At 65.9% G+C, this 17,392-nt stretch carries 14 protein-coding genes; 3 read left to right on the top strand and 11 right to left on the bottom strand.

Annotated features, from left to right (window positions below; all coding sequences use genetic code 11):
- Positions 1-9 precede the first annotated feature (9 nt).
- The 6 genes from aroB to pilM all read right to left on the bottom strand — a co-directional run bounded on the left by aroB (position 10) and on the right by pilM (position 6,134).
- Positions 10-1,104, bottom strand: a complete 1,095-nt coding sequence (aroB, locus tag HV773_RS15345; protein WP_129562978.1) for a 3-dehydroquinate synthase — start codon at positions 1,102-1,104, stop codon at positions 10-12.
- A gap of 33 nt (positions 1,105-1,137) precedes the next feature.
- Positions 1,138-1,692 (bottom strand): shikimate kinase AroK, encoded by a 555-nt coding sequence (gene aroK, locus HV773_RS15340; protein WP_035531679.1) that lies wholly within the window; start codon positions 1,690-1,692, stop codon positions 1,138-1,140.
- A 149-nt stretch (positions 1,693-1,841) separates the two neighbouring features.
- A complete protein-coding gene (locus tag HV773_RS15335; protein ID WP_417629176.1) occupies positions 1,842-3,419 on the bottom strand; it encodes a type IV pilus secretin PilQ in 1,578 nt (525 codons plus the stop codon).
- Between the two features lie 89 nt (positions 3,420-3,508).
- Positions 3,509-4,411, bottom strand: a complete 903-nt coding sequence (locus tag HV773_RS15330) for a hypothetical protein (protein ID WP_175195318.1) — start codon at positions 4,409-4,411, stop codon at positions 3,509-3,511.
- A complete protein-coding gene (locus tag HV773_RS15325) occupies positions 4,408-5,106 on the bottom strand; it encodes a fimbrial assembly protein (protein ID WP_129562981.1) in 699 nt (232 codons plus the stop codon). The genes HV773_RS15330 and HV773_RS15325 overlap by 4 nt, the downstream gene beginning before the upstream one ends.
- Positions 5,103-6,134: a type IV pilus biogenesis protein PilM gene (gene pilM, locus HV773_RS15320; RefSeq protein WP_129562982.1), complete on the bottom strand. Its 1,032-nt coding sequence runs from the start codon at positions 6,132-6,134 to the stop codon at positions 5,103-5,105. The genes HV773_RS15325 and pilM overlap by 4 nt, the downstream gene beginning before the upstream one ends.
- A gap of 300 nt (positions 6,135-6,434) precedes the next feature.
- Here pilM and HV773_RS15315 point away from each other — a divergent pair, with 300 nt between their 5' ends.
- Positions 6,435-8,921, top strand: a complete 2,487-nt coding sequence (locus HV773_RS15315) for a penicillin-binding protein 1A (RefSeq protein ID WP_129562983.1) — start codon at positions 6,435-6,437, stop codon at positions 8,919-8,921.
- A gap of 722 nt (positions 8,922-9,643) precedes the next feature.
- Here HV773_RS15315 and cyaY read toward each other — a convergent pair.
- The gene (gene cyaY / locus HV773_RS15310) at positions 9,644-9,961 is read right to left on the bottom strand and encodes an iron donor protein CyaY (RefSeq protein ID WP_129562984.1); all 318 of its coding nucleotides are present in this window, start codon (positions 9,959-9,961) and stop codon (positions 9,644-9,646) included.
- Positions 9,962-9,996: 35 nt separating this feature from the next.
- Here cyaY and lptM point away from each other — a divergent pair, with 35 nt between their 5' ends.
- Positions 9,997-10,374 (top strand): LPS translocon maturation chaperone LptM, encoded by a 378-nt coding sequence (gene lptM, locus HV773_RS15305; protein ID WP_129562985.1) that lies wholly within the window; start codon positions 9,997-9,999, stop codon positions 10,372-10,374.
- Positions 10,375-10,410: 36 nt separating this feature from the next.
- Positions 10,411-11,694, top strand: a complete 1,284-nt coding sequence (gene lysA, locus HV773_RS15300; RefSeq protein ID WP_129562986.1) for a diaminopimelate decarboxylase — start codon at positions 10,411-10,413, stop codon at positions 11,692-11,694.
- Positions 11,695-11,772: 78 nt separating this feature from the next.
- On the opposite strand, the gene msrQ is transcribed toward lysA, so the two are convergent.
- The 4 genes from msrQ to HV773_RS15280 all read right to left on the bottom strand — a co-directional run bounded on the left by msrQ (position 11,773) and on the right by HV773_RS15280 (position 17,280).
- Positions 11,773-12,483: a protein-methionine-sulfoxide reductase heme-binding subunit MsrQ gene (gene msrQ, locus HV773_RS15295; protein WP_129563409.1), complete on the bottom strand. Its 711-nt coding sequence runs from the start codon at positions 12,481-12,483 to the stop codon at positions 11,773-11,775.
- A gap of 63 nt (positions 12,484-12,546) precedes the next feature.
- Positions 12,547-13,548 (bottom strand): protein-methionine-sulfoxide reductase catalytic subunit MsrP, encoded by a 1,002-nt coding sequence (msrP, locus tag HV773_RS15290; RefSeq protein ID WP_129562987.1) that lies wholly within the window; start codon positions 13,546-13,548, stop codon positions 12,547-12,549.
- Between the two features lie 228 nt (positions 13,549-13,776).
- Positions 13,777-15,012: a c-type cytochrome biogenesis protein CcsB gene (gene ccsB, locus HV773_RS15285; RefSeq protein WP_129562988.1), complete on the bottom strand. Its 1,236-nt coding sequence runs from the start codon at positions 15,010-15,012 to the stop codon at positions 13,777-13,779.
- A gap of 63 nt (positions 15,013-15,075) precedes the next feature.
- Complete coding sequence (locus tag HV773_RS15280; protein WP_129562989.1) at positions 15,076-17,280, bottom strand: cytochrome c biogenesis protein ResB; 2,205 nt, start codon at positions 17,278-17,280, stop codon at positions 15,076-15,078.
- Between the last annotated feature and the right edge of the window lie 112 nt (positions 17,281-17,392).

The following is a 17,392-nucleotide window of genomic DNA, read 5'->3' as shown; positions in this document are numbered from 1 at the left end:
CGGCTAAATTCAACCCTTCACAACGGCGGCGGCGAGCGTCGCCTGCACGGCTTCGTCGGGCGCACGGCCGATATGCGTCTGCCCGAAGCGCTCGAGCAGGATGAACTTGATCGCACCGCCCTCGGCTTTCTTGTCGACCTGCATGAGGTCGACGTAGCGCTCCGCGCCCAGCGCGGGCGCCACGATCGGCAGATTCGCGGCCTTCACCACCCGCACGAGCCGCGCGCGCGACGCTTCGTCGAGCATGCCGAGCCGCACCGAAAGATCGGCCGCCATCACCATGCCGCAGCCCACGGCTTCGCCGTGCAGCCACTCACCATAGCCGAGGCCCGCTTCAATCGCGTGACCGAACGTATGGCCGAAGTTCAGAATCGCGCGCAGGCCGCCTTCGCGCTCGTCGGCGGCCACCACCGACGCCTTGATCTCGCACGAGCGCTTCACCGCATGCGCGAGCGCCTCGGGCTCGCAGCGGTTGAGCGCTGCCACATTCGCCTCGATCCACTCGAAGAATTCGGCGTCAGCGATCGCCCCGGTCTTGATGACCTCGGCCACGCCGGCTGCCAGTTCGCGCGCCGGCAGCGTGCGCAGCGCGCCGATATCGGCGATCACGGCCTGTGGCTGGTAGAACGCGCCGATCATGTTCTTGCCGAGCGGATGGTTGATGCCGGTTTTGCCGCCCACCGACGAATCGACCTGCGAGAGCAGCGTCGTGGGCACCTGGATAAACGGCACGCCGCGCATGTAGCAGGCGGCCGCGAAACCCGTCATGTCACCGGTCACGCCTCCGCCCAGCGCGATCAGCGTGGTCTTGCGGTCGGCGCGCGCGGTGAGCAGTGCGTCGAAGATCAGGTTGAGCGTTTCCCAGTTCTTGTACGCCTCGCCATCGGGCAGCACGACCGTGTGGACGTCCTTGCCGAGCGGCGCGAGCGCAGCGCGCAGCTGGTCGCCATAAAGCGGCTCGACGACGGTATTGGTCACGATGGTCACCGACTTGCCGGCGATATGCGGCGCGAACAGCGCCGTCTGGCCGATAAGGTCGGTGCCGACATGGATGGGGTAGGCGCGGTCGCCCAGTTCGACGTTGACGGTAATCATGCGAGGCATTCGTTCAGGATGGGTGACGCGAGCAGGAACACCCTACTCGCTCGCCGGGGTTCGAGCGACGCCGGCCATGTCGAGCTGCATCAACACCATGTTGACGAGGCCGTTCACGGACGGACGGCCGGTCTCGATCACGAAGTCGGCGACCTCGCGATAAAGCGGATCGCGCTGCTCATAGAGCGCTTCGAGCCGCCCCTTGGGGTCTTCGGTCTGCAGGAGCGGCCGGTTCTTGTCGCGGCGAGTGCGCAGCCAGAGGTCGTGCGGATTCGCGCGCAAATAAACGACGAAGCCTCGCTCCTTGAGCGCCGCGCGGTTTTCGGGCCGTAGCACCGCGCCGCCGCCCGTCGCCAGCACGATGCCTTCGCGCGCGCTGAGGTCGTCGATCACGTGCGCCTCGCGCTCGCGAAAGCCCGCTTCGCCTTCCAGCTCGAAGATCACCGGAATGCGCGCGCCCGTGCGCGCCTCGATCTCGTGATCGGAGTCGAAAAACGGACGCTCAAGCCGGCGCGCGACCGCCCGGCCCACGGTCGTCTTGCCGGCGCCCATGAGCCCTACGAAAAATACATTGGCGTTTGCGTCCCGCACTTGCAGCGTTTCCTACGAAAGGTTGGTGCCGCAGCTTACTGGCAAAGCGGCGGCGTTGTCGAGCCTACGGCGCGCGCGGTCCGGCCCTTTTCGGGCAGTCCGCGCGGCGCCGCTTCAATTTGGGGCGCGACCCACGCGCTTCGCACGCCGACCGCTCAGTCCCCGCTGACCACGCGCGGCGTGATGAACACCACCAGTTCGCTGCGTCGATCACGATGCGCGCGATGCGAAAAAAGCGCGCCCAAAAACGGTATTTTGCCCAGGAGCGGCACGCGCGTCACATCGTCCCGGTCATCGGTCGCATCGATGCCCCCAATCGAGACCGTTCCACCATCCTCGATCTCGACCCGCGTCTGCACGTGCTTGGTGTGAATCGCCGGCCCTGCGGCGGTTTGCTCGCCCACGCTGTCCTTGGCCACGTCGAGGTCGAGAATCACACGGCCATCGGGCGTGATCTGCGGCTCGACCTCCAGCTTCAGCGTGGCGCGGCGAAATTGCACGCCCGAGACGCCCTGTCCGACCTTGGCCTGATACGGCAGCTCAGTGCCCTGCTCGACGACGGCCTTGGTGCGGTCCGCCGTCACGACGCGCGGACTCGACACCACTCGCCCGCGCCCCTCGGCTTCCAGCGCGCTCAACTCGATGTCGAGCAGGCGGGTTGCGTGCGCGGCCAACAGCGTGAGGCCGAGTTGGGCGGCGTCGAACCCGGAGAGCGGCCCCGCCGGCAAATCATAGACCGCGCCGACCGTGTCGCCGTGCAGCCCGCGCGGAACGCCGTCCGGATTGGTCGGGTGGAGCCCGAGCCGCACGCCCAGTTCGCGCGACAAGCCTTCGTCGCCTTCGACGATGCGCGCCTCGATCAGCACCTGGCGCGCGGGCGCGTCGAGGCGCTGGATGAGCCCCGCGATCTGGTCGAGGCGTGCCGGCAAATCCGTGACAAACAGCAGATTCGTGCGCGTGTCCGCCACGGCAGCGCCACGCTTCGAGAGCGCGCGCTGCGTGCCCGAGCCGGTGAGGAGCCGGCGCAGGTCCTCGGCGCGCGCGTACTGAAGCTCGAACGCGCGGCTCGCAAGCGGCTCCAGTTCGGCGGCGCGCGCGTGCGCTTCGAATAGCTGGCGCTCGCGCGCAGCGAGGTCAGCTGCGGGTGCGACCCAGAGCACGCGGCCCGTGCGCTCCATGGCGAGGCCGTTCGATACGAGCAGCAGGTCGAAGGCGGCGCGCCACGGCACACGGTCGAGCCGCAGCGTGACCTGGCCGCGCACGCGCTCGCTCGCAACGATGTTCAGCTTCGTGAATTGCGCGAACGCGTGCAGCGCGGCCGTGAGCTCCGCGCGCTGAAAATTGAGCGAGATCGGGCGATCGGGCGGCAGGCCGTCATCGCCCGACGCCGCGCCGCTCAGGCGTGTCGGTGGACGCAGTGGCACGGGCGGCCCCTCAAGCGGTGGCGACGCCTCGGGCGTGGCCGGTGTTGCCGCACGCTGCGCCGCTGGATCGCCGCCTTCGCCCTCGGCAGCACCGGGCAGCGAAGCTGCGCCTGCGCCGTTCTCGGGCACGAACGGATTCGCGACCCAGCCTGGCGGGGCATCAGACTCCCCACCCGTTCCGCCGACAGAGAGCGATGGCTGTGGCGGCAGCGGCGGCGCCTCATAACGCGCAACCGGTACGGCAGCCTGCCGCCACGCCGGCAGCGGTGGCGGCACAGCGCCTTGGGCGGGAGGCGCGGCCTGCGCCATCAATGCAAGCACGCAACTCAGCCGACGGATCACGCGGCGCACTGTGGCCCAAAGTCGGCCGGCGCCAGGACACACCAATTGCAGGAGTTTCATTTGGCGTCCTCCGCCCAGCCCAAGGTGTGCGTCGCGCCATCGAGCGAGAGCACGATGCGCACCGGATTCACGCTCGACACCTGTGCGCCCGCAAGCGTGGCGCCGGTCTGCACGGCCACGGTGCCTTCGGCGGTTTCAACGAGCGCAACCGCTCGCCCGCGCTCCACCAGCATGCCGGACAGGCGCATCGCAGCGCCGCCCTGCGTCCAAGCAGCGCCCTGGACACCGGAGAATCCGCTCGCGAACGGATCGGCGAGTGCGCCACCTTCGTCGCCATGGCGCGAGAGGACAGCAGCAGGCAGTCCGTCGAACACCTGCAGCACGGCCGAGACCGCAAGGCCGCCTCGGCTGCGTCTGACAGAAAGCTCGGCAGGCACGACGAGTTCGGGCAACGTCGCAAGCCCTTCGAGGAACGTCGACAATTGCCCGAAGCTGCCCAGCGCAACCAGCTTCGTCGAGCGAAACGTCTGCCCCCGGGCGCCGCCCGAAGCCGCTGGCTCCAGCGTGATCAGCACGAGCTCGGCCTGCGCCGCAAGCTGCGAGATGCCGCGAATATCGCCAGCAGCGCTGCCCTCGCGCCCGCGCTGTGGTCCGTCTTGCCCGGCGTGCGCCTCACGCTGCAAGGCCGGCAGGCTCGCTAGTGTTTGCCGCGCGCCCGCGAGCCGCGCATGGGCATCGGCAAGCGTGGATTGCGCCGCCTGCTCGCCGCCTACGTCCAGGATCACGCAAGCACCGCTCACCAGGCAGGTGGCGAGTACACCCAACACCGCAGCGACTGTGGCGCGCCGCCGGCCGCTCCACGCATGCAGAGGCAGCCATCCGCGCAGGTGTCCGGGCACACCGCCGTGCGTGCGTGGACGCCCAAAGGGGCGGGCGCGCATCCCGAGCGTGGCCATCATTTCGCCCCCTTCGCGCCTGCGCTACGCGCCGCGCCGACTGCGTTCGCCGCCACGCCCTTCCATACCAGCCGCACCGCTATACGAATGGGCGCACGAGTCAGCGCCACGCTGGGCGACGCACCGAGCGGGGTGCGCTCGCGCATGAGCGCGGTTTCCTGAGGGCGCTTCAATTCGCGCACGTCGACCGCCTCGACTCCCGGGATCGCGTGCAGGCTTGCGAGCCAAGCCGCTGCCGCAGCCTCGTTGGTCGCGCTTGCGTGCAACTCTGTTTCTTCGACGCGCTGCGCAAGCTGCTCGAGAACCACGCCCGCCGTGCGCGCCCGCGACAACGCGTCGATGAGCGCAAACACATGCGCAAGCGGCTTCGCCCGCTGCTGCGCTTCGGAACGCGCGGCGCGGCGCGCGTCGGCTTCGCGTTCGAGCTTGTGCGCAAGCGCCAGCGGCACGGCCAAGCGCGCGAGTTGTTGATCTATCGCCTCGCGGCGCGCTTCGACCCGTGTGCGCTCGAACAGCTGCCATCCGGCCACGGCGCTGCCGCATGCGCCGCCCACAATCAACGCCGCCAGCCATTCGACCGCGCGGCGACGACGCAAACGACGCATCGCGCCCGACCGCCATGGCAGCAAGTTGAATCCATCGCTCCACATTCCCGGCACGACGATCTGCTCGCGCACGATGCCCGCTCGCGCGCTCATTCGCTCACCCCGCGCATGGCAAGGCCGAACGCGACCGCACACGACGGGTCGTGCAGCAGATTGGCATCGAGCGGGTGTTCAATGTCGGCGAGCGGCGCGCATTCGAACGGCAGCACGGGACTGCCGAGCACATCGCCGATATCGGCAAGCGAAAAATGCGTGCTGTGCAGCAGAGCGAGGTCGCCGGCCACGAACGTGCAGCCCGTTTGCTCGCTGCCTGCCAGATCGCGCAGCGCTTCGACCAGATCGGCGTGCTCCAGCGCCGGAAAACGCATGGTTCGCACGACGGCTTCTTCGGCGACGAACCAGCCGTGCACGCCGTCCGCGCCGATCCACAGCGCCACCCACGCCTCGTGCGGCTGCAACTCGAACTCAGCGGCATGACGAATCGCGCGCAGTGCCGCATGCGCCTCGTCGTCCACGGCGCATAGCGCGATGCCCGCCATCGCGGCGCATTCGATGCGCGCCTCCAGATGGGCGCGCGCTGTGGCCGCGATCGTCACCTGCGTTTCGTGCATGGACGCCACGCCGCACTCCAGCGCAAGCGGGCCGACGCGCCAATCCACGGCCAGCTCGGCGCGCTCGACGCCCGACACGCGTTCCGCCTCGGCGAGCACGAGCGGCTCGAGCTCGGTGTAGAGGCCTGAGATGTCCAACCGGCCCATCTGGTCTGCCCGGCTCGCGCGGCCGCCCCGGTCCGCGGGCGCCAGCCGCGCGAGCGGCATGGACGCCAGCAGCGTCGCGCCGGCGGGCAGCGCCATCGCGCAACGCAGCGTGGCCTGCGCACAGGCGGGCGGCAGCGCGCCGAACACTTCCTGCAGCGCGCCTGCCAGCGCCTGACGATTAACGATCTCGACGCCCGAGAGCGCCTCGCGCGCAAGCGGCGCGCGGCCCAGCCATTCGATGCGCAACGGCCCGCCGCCGAACACCCTCTGACTCAGAACAACCAGCGTGACGCCACGCGCGCCCACATCGACGCCCGCAGCAAAGCGGCGCGCACCCAGCAACAGCGGATTGAGCAAGCTCATCGCATTCCTCCCATGTGCGTCGCGCCGCGAACCATTCGTGACGCGCTCAGGGGGAAATTGTGCGAAGCGGCGCTTGCCGCGCACACTCGTCCGGATGGCCAATCCGTGCATGTCGTGGCCTCGAATCAACCGGATGCAATCAAGTGCGACCGTCACGCGATCTTCTCGCGCATGCGAGACACAGCTAGAGTGCGTCTATGCCTCGCGGCCGTTCCGCCCGCCTCGCCACCCTGCGTAAGCATTCCGAAAGCACGCTTGGGCAGGCGGCTATAATCGCGGGACTGTTTTTCCGGTGTCCGTATGCAAGAAGCTCTGCCTCCCTCATCCGTTCCGCCGTCCCCGCCGCCCGCGTCGCCCAAACGCAAGCGGCCGTGGTGGCTCAAGCTGCTCGTCGGCATTGTCGTGCTGATCGTGGGCGCGGCCGCCTGCGCGGCGCTCGTGCTCGGCTATGCGCTCATCGTCGCCACGCCTAACCTGCCGTCGCTCGACGCGCTCACCGACTATCGGCCGAAGGTGCCGCTGCGCATCTACACGCGCGACCACGTGCTGATCGGCGAATTCGGCGAAGAACGGCGCGACATCGTCCATATCCAGGACGTCCCCGAGAACCTCAAGAAGGCGATCCTCGCGATCGAGGACGCGCGTTTTTACGAACACGGCGGCGTCGATCTCACGGGCATCGCGCGCGCGGGCTTCGTCGCGCTCACCAATGGCCACGCCTCGCAAGGCGCGAGCACGATCACCATGCAGGTGGCGCGCAACTTCTTCCTCTCGAGCGAGAAGACCTACACGCGCAAGATCTACGAGATGCTGCTCGCCTACAAGATCGAGTCGAAGCTCTCCAAGGATCAGATTCTCGAGGTGTACATGAATCAGATCTATCTGGGACAGCGCGCCTACGGCTTCGCGAGCGCCGCGCGCGTGTACTTCGGAAAGGATCTGAAAGATCTCACGCTCGCCGAATGCGCGATGCTCGCGGGCCTGCCCAAGGCGCCTTCGGCGTACAACCCGGTCGTGAATCCGAAGCGCGCCAAGGTACGCCAGGAGTACATCCTCGAGCGCATGCTGGAGCTGCACTACATCACCCAGCAGCAATACGACGCAGCCGCGCAGCAGCCGCTCGTGGTCAAGGGCGCGGGCAAGGAATTCAGCGTACACGCCGAGTACGTGGCGGAAATGGTGCGCCAGATGATGTACGCCCAGTATCACGAAGAGGCGTACACGCGCGGCCTGAGCGTAGTCACGACCATCGATTCGGCCGATCAGGACGTCGCTTACCGCGTGCTGCGCAAAGGCTTGCTCGACTACGAGCGGCGTCGCGGTTATCGCGGGCCCGAGGCGTTCATCGAACTGCCCGCCGACGCGGACGACCGCGAGCAGGCCATCGACGACGCCCTGCTCGAGCACCCCGACAACGGCGAGCTCGTCGCGGCCGTGGTCACCTCCGCGAGCCCGAAGCAGGTGCAGGCGACCCTCATGGACGGCAACACCGCCACCATCACCGGCGACGGCCTGCGCTTCGCGCAATACAACCTGAGCGCGCGCGCGCAGCCGAACCAGCGCATTCGTCCAGGCGCGATCATCCGTATCACGCGCAATAACGGCGGACACAACGCCTCGAACAATGCCGGAAGCAGTGCGGCAAGCGGACCCGGCGAATGGTCGATCACGCAATTGCCGCAGATCGAAGGCGCGTTCGTCTCAGTCGTGCCGCAGGATGGCGCGATCCGCGCGCTGGTGGGCGGCTTCGACTTCAACAAGAACAAGTTCAACCACGTCACCCAGGCATGGCGCCAGCCGGGCTCGAGCTTCAAGCCGTTCATCTATTCGGCTTCGCTCGATAAGGGGCTCGGGCCGGCCACCATCATCAACGACGCGCCGCTGTTCTTCAGCGCCGCCGAAACGGGTGGCCAGGCGTGGGAGCCGAAGAACTACGGCGGCGGCTTCGACGGCCCGATGACCATGCGCACCGCGCTCATGAAGTCGAAGAACCTCGTGTCGATCCGCATCCTCAACCACATCGGCACGAAGTACGCGCAGCAATACATCACGCACTTCGGCTTCGACGCCGATCGCCATCCTGCCTATCTGCCGATGGCGCTCGGCGCGGGTCTCGTCACGCCGCTGCAAATGGCCGGCGGGTATTCGGTGTTCGCCAATGGCGGCTATCGCGTGAATCCGTACCTGATCGCCGAAGTCACCGATCAGCGCGGCATGGTGGTCGCGCAGGCGCAGCCGCTCGTGGCGGGCCAGAACGCGCCGCGCGCGATCGACCCGCGCAACGCGTACATCATGAACAGCCTGCTGCAGAGCGTTGCCCAGCGTGGCACGGGCGCGAAGTCGAACGTCCTCAAGCGCACCGACCTCGGCGGCAAGACCGGCACGACCAACGACTCGCGCGACGCCTGGTTCGCGGGCTATCAGCACACGCTCGCGGCCATCGCGTGGATCGGCTACGACAATCCGCGCAGCCTCGGCGACAAGGAAACCGGCGGCGGCCTCGCGTTGCCCGTGTGGATCGAGTACATGCAGAAGGCGCTCAACGGCGTGCCCGAGTACAAGATGCCGATGCCCGATGGCGTCGTGACGCTCGGCGACGAACTCTATTACGCCGACGTCACGCCAGGCCACGGCTTCGTCTCGACGGTGGGCATCAGTCAGGCCGCGCTGGACGCCCAGGCGAACGGTGCCTCGGGCGTGGGTGGTCAAGCGGGTGCGGGCGCGGAGCCCGAGCAGGTCAACGCCAAGGAGAAGGAAGACATCATGAACCTGTTCCGCGGGCATTGAGCGCACTTGGCCGATGTTGTACCGGGAAGCCGCCGTGGTCGCACGGCGGCTTTTTCTTGCTCAATCAACGCGCAGTGCCGCTCTGACACAGCCAAGCAGCTTCGTGGCCTGCCTCCTTGACCTCTCGCAAGAAGGAACACCGCTCGAGAGCGAGGCTTATTTATGAGATATCTAGCTATTTATGATGGCCTTTCGCTCATCAAAATAAGGATATCTAAATGATTGGCAAATTCCGAGGAATTCTGATCGCAAGCGCAGTTGCTTGCGCGTTTGTCGCGGCTTCCGGCGCGGCCACAGCCCAAGTGGTGCCCTCGCCGGGTAGTGTGACGCTGAGTTGCTCCGGCGGCACTTCCGGTACCTGCAGCGTTTCCGGGCAGGTCGGGAATTTTACACGCGGGGCTCAGGCGTTTCACTGGGAAGGCAAGAATATCTCTATCACGCCAACGAGTACAACGACCGCGAACTTCGCGTGCTTCGCCAACGCGCCAGCGCAATCGGGATATATCACGGCCGCTACCAGCGTGGACCCTGTTGATGGACTTAATACGCAGTCGGTGAGTGCGACTGTGTCCATCTTGTGTAAGTAAGGCGTAACGGCGGGACCAAGCGCAGTTCCTGCCGCAACGAAAACAGCCAGCCGACTTTAGTTCAGTTTGGCTGGCCGTTTTCGCATTTGGCGACAGCGCGACGCACAGGCCCGCGCGCCATCCTCAGCCGTCGTCTTACGGCTTGAACGTGACCGGCTCGCCCGCCTGCTCGCTCGCGTAGGCGGTGAGCGCCGAAAAGAACTCGGTGCCCGTGCGGGTGTCGCGCCACTCGCCGTCGATAAAACGATAATGAAACCCGCCCGCTTTCGCCGCGATCCAGATCTCGCGCATCGGCGGCTGCAGATTCACGATGATCTTCGTGCGATTCTCGAATTCGAGTGTCAAAACGTTGCCGCTGCGCTCGAGTTCGATATCGGCCTCAGCCCCGTCCACGACGCGCTCTACTGCCGTCAGCACGGCCTCCGCGCGGCTCAGGTAGTCACTATCTGGCATGCTAAACTCCACCGGTTAATCATTCAGGGACAATTATGCGTGTCAATTCCAGGATGCGCGCACCGGCATCCCGCGTATCGACGCCCCGCGCGATTCTAGCCGCTTTCGCGATCGGCGCTGTAGCCGCGCTTTCGTTGGCAGGCTGTGGCCAGAGAGGGGCGCTCTACATGCCCAAGGTGCCGCCGCTCCCGCAGAAGCCGAATTTCGAGACGCAAACCGACGACGACGCACAACCGACGCCTGCCACGGCGCTGCCCGCATCGGGCGTGCAAGCCGGCGAGCTTCCCGACACGTCGGGCACGCCGCTTTCGCTGTCCCCGGATTCCGAACTCAAATCCGTGCCCGCCAGCGGCGCACAGCCCGATTTGCAACCTGCTCCGCAACCTGCTTCCGCCGCAGCACCGAATCAGTAAGCAGCCCCCCCGCACCGACTTCAACCAGACGCTAGCATGACCCAGCCCGCTTTTCATCGCGCCTTTCACCGTGACAACGGCACGCTCTTCGTCGAAGGCGTGTCCGCCGCCGACCTCGCCGCGCAGTACGGCACCCCGCTCTACGTCTACTCGCGCGCGGCGCTCACCGAAGCATGGCACGCCTACGCCGATGCGTGCGCGGGCCGCCGCGCCACGGTACACGTAGCGGTCAAGGCGAACAGCAACCTCGCGGTGCTCAACGTGTTCGCGCGCGAAGGCGCGGGCTTCGACATCGTCTCGGGCGGCGAACTCGCGCGCGTGCTGGCAGCGGGCGGCAAAGCGGCGAACACGGTGTTCTCGGGCGTGGGCAAGCACCCTGACGAAATGCGCATGGCGCTCGAAGCGGGCGTGAAGTGCTTCAACGTCGAGTCGATCCCCGAACTCGACCGCCTGAACGCCGTCGCCGGCGAACTGGGCAAGAAGGCGCCGGTCTCGCTGCGCGTGAACCCGGACGTCGACGCGAAGACGCATCCGTACATCTCCACGGGCCTGAAGTCGAACAAATTTGGCGTCGCGTTCGACGAGGCGCGCGCGACCTACCGCGCGGCGGCGGCCATGCCGCATCTGGACGTGGTCGGCATCGACTGCCATATCGGCTCGCAAATCACTGAAGTCGCGCCGTATCTCGACGCCGTCGACAAGGTGCTCGAGCTCGTCGACCAAATCGAGTCGGATGGCGTGCAGATCCATCACATCGACGTGGGCGGCGGCCTCGGCATCCGCTACGACGACGAAACGCCGCCCGACATCGGCGCATTCGTGCGCACCGTGCTCGATCGCATCGAGGCGCACGGCGCGAAGACCGGCAAGACCCGCGACGTGTACTTCGAGCCGGGCCGCTCACTGGTTGGCAACGCCGGCATCCTGCTTACGACCGTCGAGTTCCTGAAGCCCGGTGTGGAAAAGAACTTCGCGATCGTCGACGCCGCGATGAACGATCTCGCGCGCCCAGCCATGTACGAGGCGTATCACGCCATCGAGCCGGTCACCGAGCGCGCGAGCGATGCGCACACCTACGACATCGTCGGCCCGGTGTGCGAGAGCGGCGACTGGCTCGGACGCGAGCGCACGCTCGCGATCGAGGCCGGCGACGTGCTTGCGATCCGCTCGGCGGGCGCCTACGGTTTCGTGATGAGTTCGAACTACAACACGCGTCCGCGCGCGGCCGAAGTCCTGGTCGACGGTACGCGTGCGCACGTCGCGCGCGAACGCGAGACGGTGCAGCAACTGTTCGCCGGCGAGCATCTGCTGCCGGATTGAACGAAGCCTCCGCGCTGAATGCAAAAAAGCGACGCACCGTGCGTCGCTTTTTTTATTGCCCGTGCCTGGCATGATCGATTACGGCGATGTCGCCGATCGCGCCTTCCAGCGCGCAAGCAGCCACGCGCCGATCCGCCAGCCGAGCAGCACGATCATGATCGCGCCATAGAGCTTCGGCAGCGCGAGATCGTGCTTGCCCGCCTTCATCCACCAGAAATGCAGGATCGCGAGCACGCCGATCGCGTAGACCAGCCGGTGCAGCGTCTGCCAGCGACGTCCGAGCTTGCGCGCCATCGCGCGCGTCGAGGTGATGGCGAGCGGAATCAGCAGCACGAACGCTGTGAAGCCCACAGTGATGAAGGGCCGCTTGCCGATGTCCTTGAGCATCGCGGCCACGTCGAACCACTTGTCGAACCAGATATAGGTGGTGAAGTGCAGCGCGGCGTAAAAGAACGCGTAGAGCCCCAGCATGCGCCGAAATCGGATCAGCGCATTGAAGCCGGTGAGGCGGCGCAACGGCGTGACCGCGAGCGTGATGCAGAGGAACACGAGCGTCCAGAGGCCGGTCGAGCGCGTGATGAACTCGATCGGGTTCGCGCCGAGCCGGTCCGTGACGCCGTAGAACACCAGCCGCGCTAGCGGATACCACGCCGCGACGAACACCACGCCCTTGGCCCACGGCAGCCAGCGCGGACCGTTGGCTGCGGGCAACGCCCGCGCTGCGCGTGTGGCCGCCGCGCCCACGCCCGCGCGCGGAGAAACGGTCGTCGATTCCATCGATTGCTCCATTGCCATCTGGCGACTGTCGATCGGAGTGGGTGCTTCAGCACCTACAGCGATCCCGTGCAAAGCTCAGAAGTTCTTGCGCAGATCCATGCCCTGATACATCGACGCCACCAGATCGCCGTACCCGTTGAACATGAGCGTCTTGCGCTTGGGCGCGAAAAAGCCGTCCTCGCCGATGCGCCGCTCCGTCGCCTGGCTCCAGCGCGGGTGATCCACGTTCGGATTGACGTTCGAATAGAAGCCGTATTCGTTGGCCGCGTAGGTGTTCCAGCTCGTGGGCGGCTGCTTTTCCACGAAGCGGATCTTCACGAGCGACTTCGCGCTCTTGAAGCCGTACTTCCACGGCAACACCACGCGCACCGGCGCACCGTTCTGGTTCGGCAGCACCTGGCCGTAGAGCCCCACGGTGAGCAGCGTGAGCGGGTTCATCGCCTCGTCCATGCGCAATCCTTCGGAGTACGGCCAATCGAGGATCGGATCGGCGAGACCGGGCATTTGCGAGCGGTCGGCAAGCGTGATGAACTGCACGTATTTCGCATTGCCGGTAGGCTCCGCGCGGCGAATCAACTCGGAAAGCGACACGCCAATCCACGGAACAACGATCGACCAGCCCTCCACGCAGCGGTGCCGGTACACGCGCTCCTCGAGCGGCGCGAGCTTGAGAATCTCATCGATGTCGTAGACCTTCGCGTTCTTCACCTCGCCCTCCACGCTCACCTTCCATGGACGTGGCCGCAGCGTATGCGCGTTCTCGGCGGGGTCGCCCTTGTCGGTGCCGAATTCGTAGAAGTTGTTATAGGTCGTGATGTCCTTGTAGGGCGTGACCTTGTCGAGCGCGACGAACTTCGTGTTGGTCTTCGCGGCGAGCTTGAGGGCCTTCGCATCGGGCGGCGCGTATTCCGCGAACGCGTCGCGCACGCCGAACAGGCCCGCCACACCGCCAAGCGCGGCCGCCCCGGCCGCCTGCAGCAAACGGCGGCGCTGCTCATACACTTTTTGCGGCGTGATCTCGCTCGCGGCGATGTCGTCGCCATTGAGGATGATCCTGCTGCTGCGCTTGATCCACATGATGTTGCTCCTGTCGAATCGGCCCACCTCGGCCCCGTCTTGACCCCGCCGCAAACCCACCTTGCCCGCGCGCCGTTCTGGGCCCTCCACTAACGGGCAAACGTACGCGATCCGCAATTCTTCCGCCCCGCAAATAAAAAACCGTCGGAGCGCAAGGCATCCGACGGTTAGTTCGCTGGGCGGGCGGCGGCGGTTACACCGTCCGCCAGTACCACGCGTTACCGCGCATTACAGCTTGCCGTAGCTGTGCAGGCCCGAGAGGAACATGTTCACACCCAGGAACGCGAAAGTCGTGACGAGCAAGCCCGTGAGCGCCCACCAGGCGGCCACGCCGCCGCGCAAGCCCTTCATGAGGCGCATGTGGAGCCACGCCGCGTAGTTGAGCCACACGATCAGCGCCCAGGTTTCCTTCGGGTCCCAACTCCAGTAGCCGCCCCACGCCTGCGCCGCCCACAGCGCGCCGAGAATGGTCGCAATGGTGAAGAACGCAAAACCGACGGCGATCGACTTGTACATGACGTCGTCGAGCACGTCGAGCGCGGGCAGGCGGTCCGCCAGCACGCCGCGCTCCTTCATGATGTAGGCGACACCCACCATCGCCGAAAGCGCAAAGCTGCCGTAGCCGATGAAGTTCGCCGGCACGTGGATCTTCATCCACCAGCTTTGCAGCGCGGGCACGAGCGGCTGGATCTGCTGCGCGTCGCGCGAGATCGAGTACCACATCAGGAAGCCCACGGCCGCGCTGATCACGAGCAGCACGAACGCGCCGAGCGCGCGCGTGTTGTAGTGCTTTTCGTAATACAGATAGAACAGCGCCGTGATGAGGCTGAACAGCACGAACACTTCGTAGAGGTTCGAGATGGGAATATGGCCGACGTCGGCGCCGATCAGATACGACTCGTACCAGCGCACCATCAGGCCGACGAAGCCGATCAGCACCGCCGCCCACGTGAGCCTCGTGCCGATCGCGCCACCCGTAGGCGAGCGCGAGAGCAGACCGACCCAATAGAAGAACGTCGCCAGCACGAACAGCGCGCTCATCCACAGAATGGCCGACTGGCTCGAGAGGAAGTACTTGAGGAAGAACGCCTGGTCGGCGCGCGCGAGGTCGCCCTGATAAATCTGGATCGCGCCAACCGACAGCACGGCAATGCCCGCCATCAACAGACGCGCCGGCTTCCAGCGCCAGCCCAGCACGACGAGCGCCGGCACCGTGCCGCAGAGCACCAGCTTGTCGTAATAGTTCATGTGCGCGTGGTAGCGCGAGAGCGCGAAGCCCGCGCCCAACACCAGCGCCAGCGCGAACAGCCAGTCGAGCGCCGTGAGACGGCGCAGGAAGGGGCGTTCGTCAAAGAACGCGTCCGCGTGGGGATCGTGCGCAAACGCCGCATCGTGCGACGCGGCCGTTGCCGCGCGGTCGGCGCGGCGGGTTTGCGCGGAAGAAGTTACTTGAGTCAGGTCCATGGGCTTACCGGTGTCGATCGTGAGTTTCCGTGGATCGCGTCAATCACATGAATGGCGCGTGGATCAAGGGGTACGGTCCGTCCCGCCGCTGCCTGCTCCGGTGGCCCCGGGTTTCACACCCAAGGCTCGGGAGACGGCTTCGCGGGTACGGGCAAACTCTTTCTCGAAGTCGAGGGTGCGGCGCGCGGTCGACATCGCCATGATGACGTCGACGCCCCCGCCGTTGGCCTCACTCCGGTCCTTCAGCCAGAACCACAGACGTCGCTCGCGCACGTAGAACATCGAGAAGATGCCGATTACGAGCAACAGGCTGCCAAGATACACGACTTTCTTGCCCGGCGCGCGCGTCACCTGAAATACCGAAGCTTGCACCTGCTTGAATGAATCGAGCTGTAGATAGACAGGCGATCCATACAGGAAACTGTCCGAAACCGCATTGATCGAGTCCTGGACGAAGCGCGCCGATTGCGCGTCGGGCTTGAGCACGGGCTCGCCCGCCTGCGTGCGCGCGAGCTGCCAAAGGTCCCACGTCGCGCCTTCGAGCATGCGCAGCAGGAGTCCTGCGGCCTTTTCCTGCTGGTCCTTGGGCACGGATTTGTCGATGAAGATTGCCACGGCCTGGAAGCCGCCCTTTTGCGCCTGGGATGTGCCCTGCGCCGAAGCGTCCGCGCCCGCAAAAAGGGTCAGGACACGCGACGCGCTTTCTTGCAGATGCTGCTGCAACTCACGGTTCGCATCGGGGACCGATCGCGCAGCGAAGCGCTGCGCGGCCTGCTCGCGCAGCGCCGGATCCTCGAACGCGGCGCGCAGCAGCATCCACTCCTTCATCGTGCCGCCGCTGTCGGCCGGAATGCGCAGGTAACGGAACGGCTCGTCGGGGTTCTCGCGCATGCCCGCGAGGAATATGCGCGCGCCGTTCACGTCGACGGGCAGCATGTAGTTGTTGTACTCGCGCGCCTGGCCGTCCTTGTCGCGCACCTTGTACTGCACCGAGGGGCCAACGTTATGCAGATCGAGCGGCTTCGCGCTCTTCGCGCCAGAGCCCAGGCGCTCGTCGAACGCTTCCTTGAGGGTCTGATGCGCGACGCCGCGCGCGTCGGTCTGGCCGCTGCCGTTCGAAATGTTCTCGACGTTGATCGCGCGGAAATCGGCGAACTCGATGGTCTGGCCATCCACGCCCGGCACGCTCTGGCCCGCCGGCAGCGCGAGCTTCTCCGAATTGCCGATGGTGCCGTCGAGCGGGAAGCTCTTCGCGCTCGCGCCGGCCATGGGCCAAGCGGTCATGTGCATCTGCGAGCCGCCGTCCTGGAAGCTCGACTGGTAGATCGACACGCCGTCATACTCGAACGGCTCGTTCACCTCGATGCGCGCCGGAATGCGCTTGCCCGTCTTGTGATCGATCACGACGATGTCGCTCGCGAAGAGCTTGGGCATGCCAGTCGAGTAGTAATCGACGATGAACTTGTTGAGCTGGATCGAGAACGGCAGATCCTGGATCAGCGAGCCGTTAGGCTGGTTCAGGATGGCCGTGGAAACGTACTGCCCCTCGGGCACCCACGCGTAGCCGCGGAATGTCGGATTCGCGGTGGAAAGCCGATGCTCGGGTGGAATGTCGTTGATGACGGCGTTGCTCTGGACGGGCGTCTTGTTGAAGAGCCACATCTGGAATTTGATCGGCAGATTGCTGTCGAGCAGGCCGCCGATACAGATCACCACGATGGCCACGTGCGCGAAGATATAGCCGATCTTCGCAAGCGCGCCGCGCTTGGCAGCGATGAGCGTCGCGCCCTCGGTTTCGCGCGTGACAAACTTGTAGCCGAGACGCTGCGCGAGCTTGCCGAGCGTCGCGGTGGTCTGCGCGCGCGAGCCGCCCTCGAGCACGAACTCGCCCTTGTGATGGAACGCGCGCAAGCTGCCTTCGCGGACCTTGTCCTTCCAGCTCTTCGCGTCCGCGATCATCTTCGGCGCGTTGCGGATCACGCACAGCGAGATCGACACCACGAGAAAGCCGAGGATGGTCATGAACCACCACGCGCTATACACCGTGTAAAGACTCAGCGCGCGGAAGATGTCGGCCCAGAACGGGCCGAACTGGTTGACGTAGTTGGGGTACGGGTCGTCCTGCGTGAGCACCGTGCCGATGATGCTCGCAATGGAAAGCACCACGAGCAGCGCGATGGCAAAGCGCATCGAACTGAGCAGCTCGATGGTGCTTCTGACCGCTCTCTGGCGGATATTCAATTGCAGACCCTGCGTGGTGACGCTCATTCAAACTCCGCTTCTCATTGCGCTTCTCATGGCACTTCTCATTGCGCTTTTCGTCAGCGCATTACAGCAAAAAAGGGTGCGGGACCGCCGCATCCATGCGGCGCCCACACCC

The sequence above is a fragment of the Paraburkholderia caffeinitolerans genome (assembly GCF_902859945.1).
Classification (GTDB): domain Bacteria; phylum Pseudomonadota; class Gammaproteobacteria; order Burkholderiales; family Burkholderiaceae; genus Paraburkholderia; species Paraburkholderia caffeinitolerans.
This window is presented reverse-complemented; position numbering and strand designations above follow the sequence as displayed.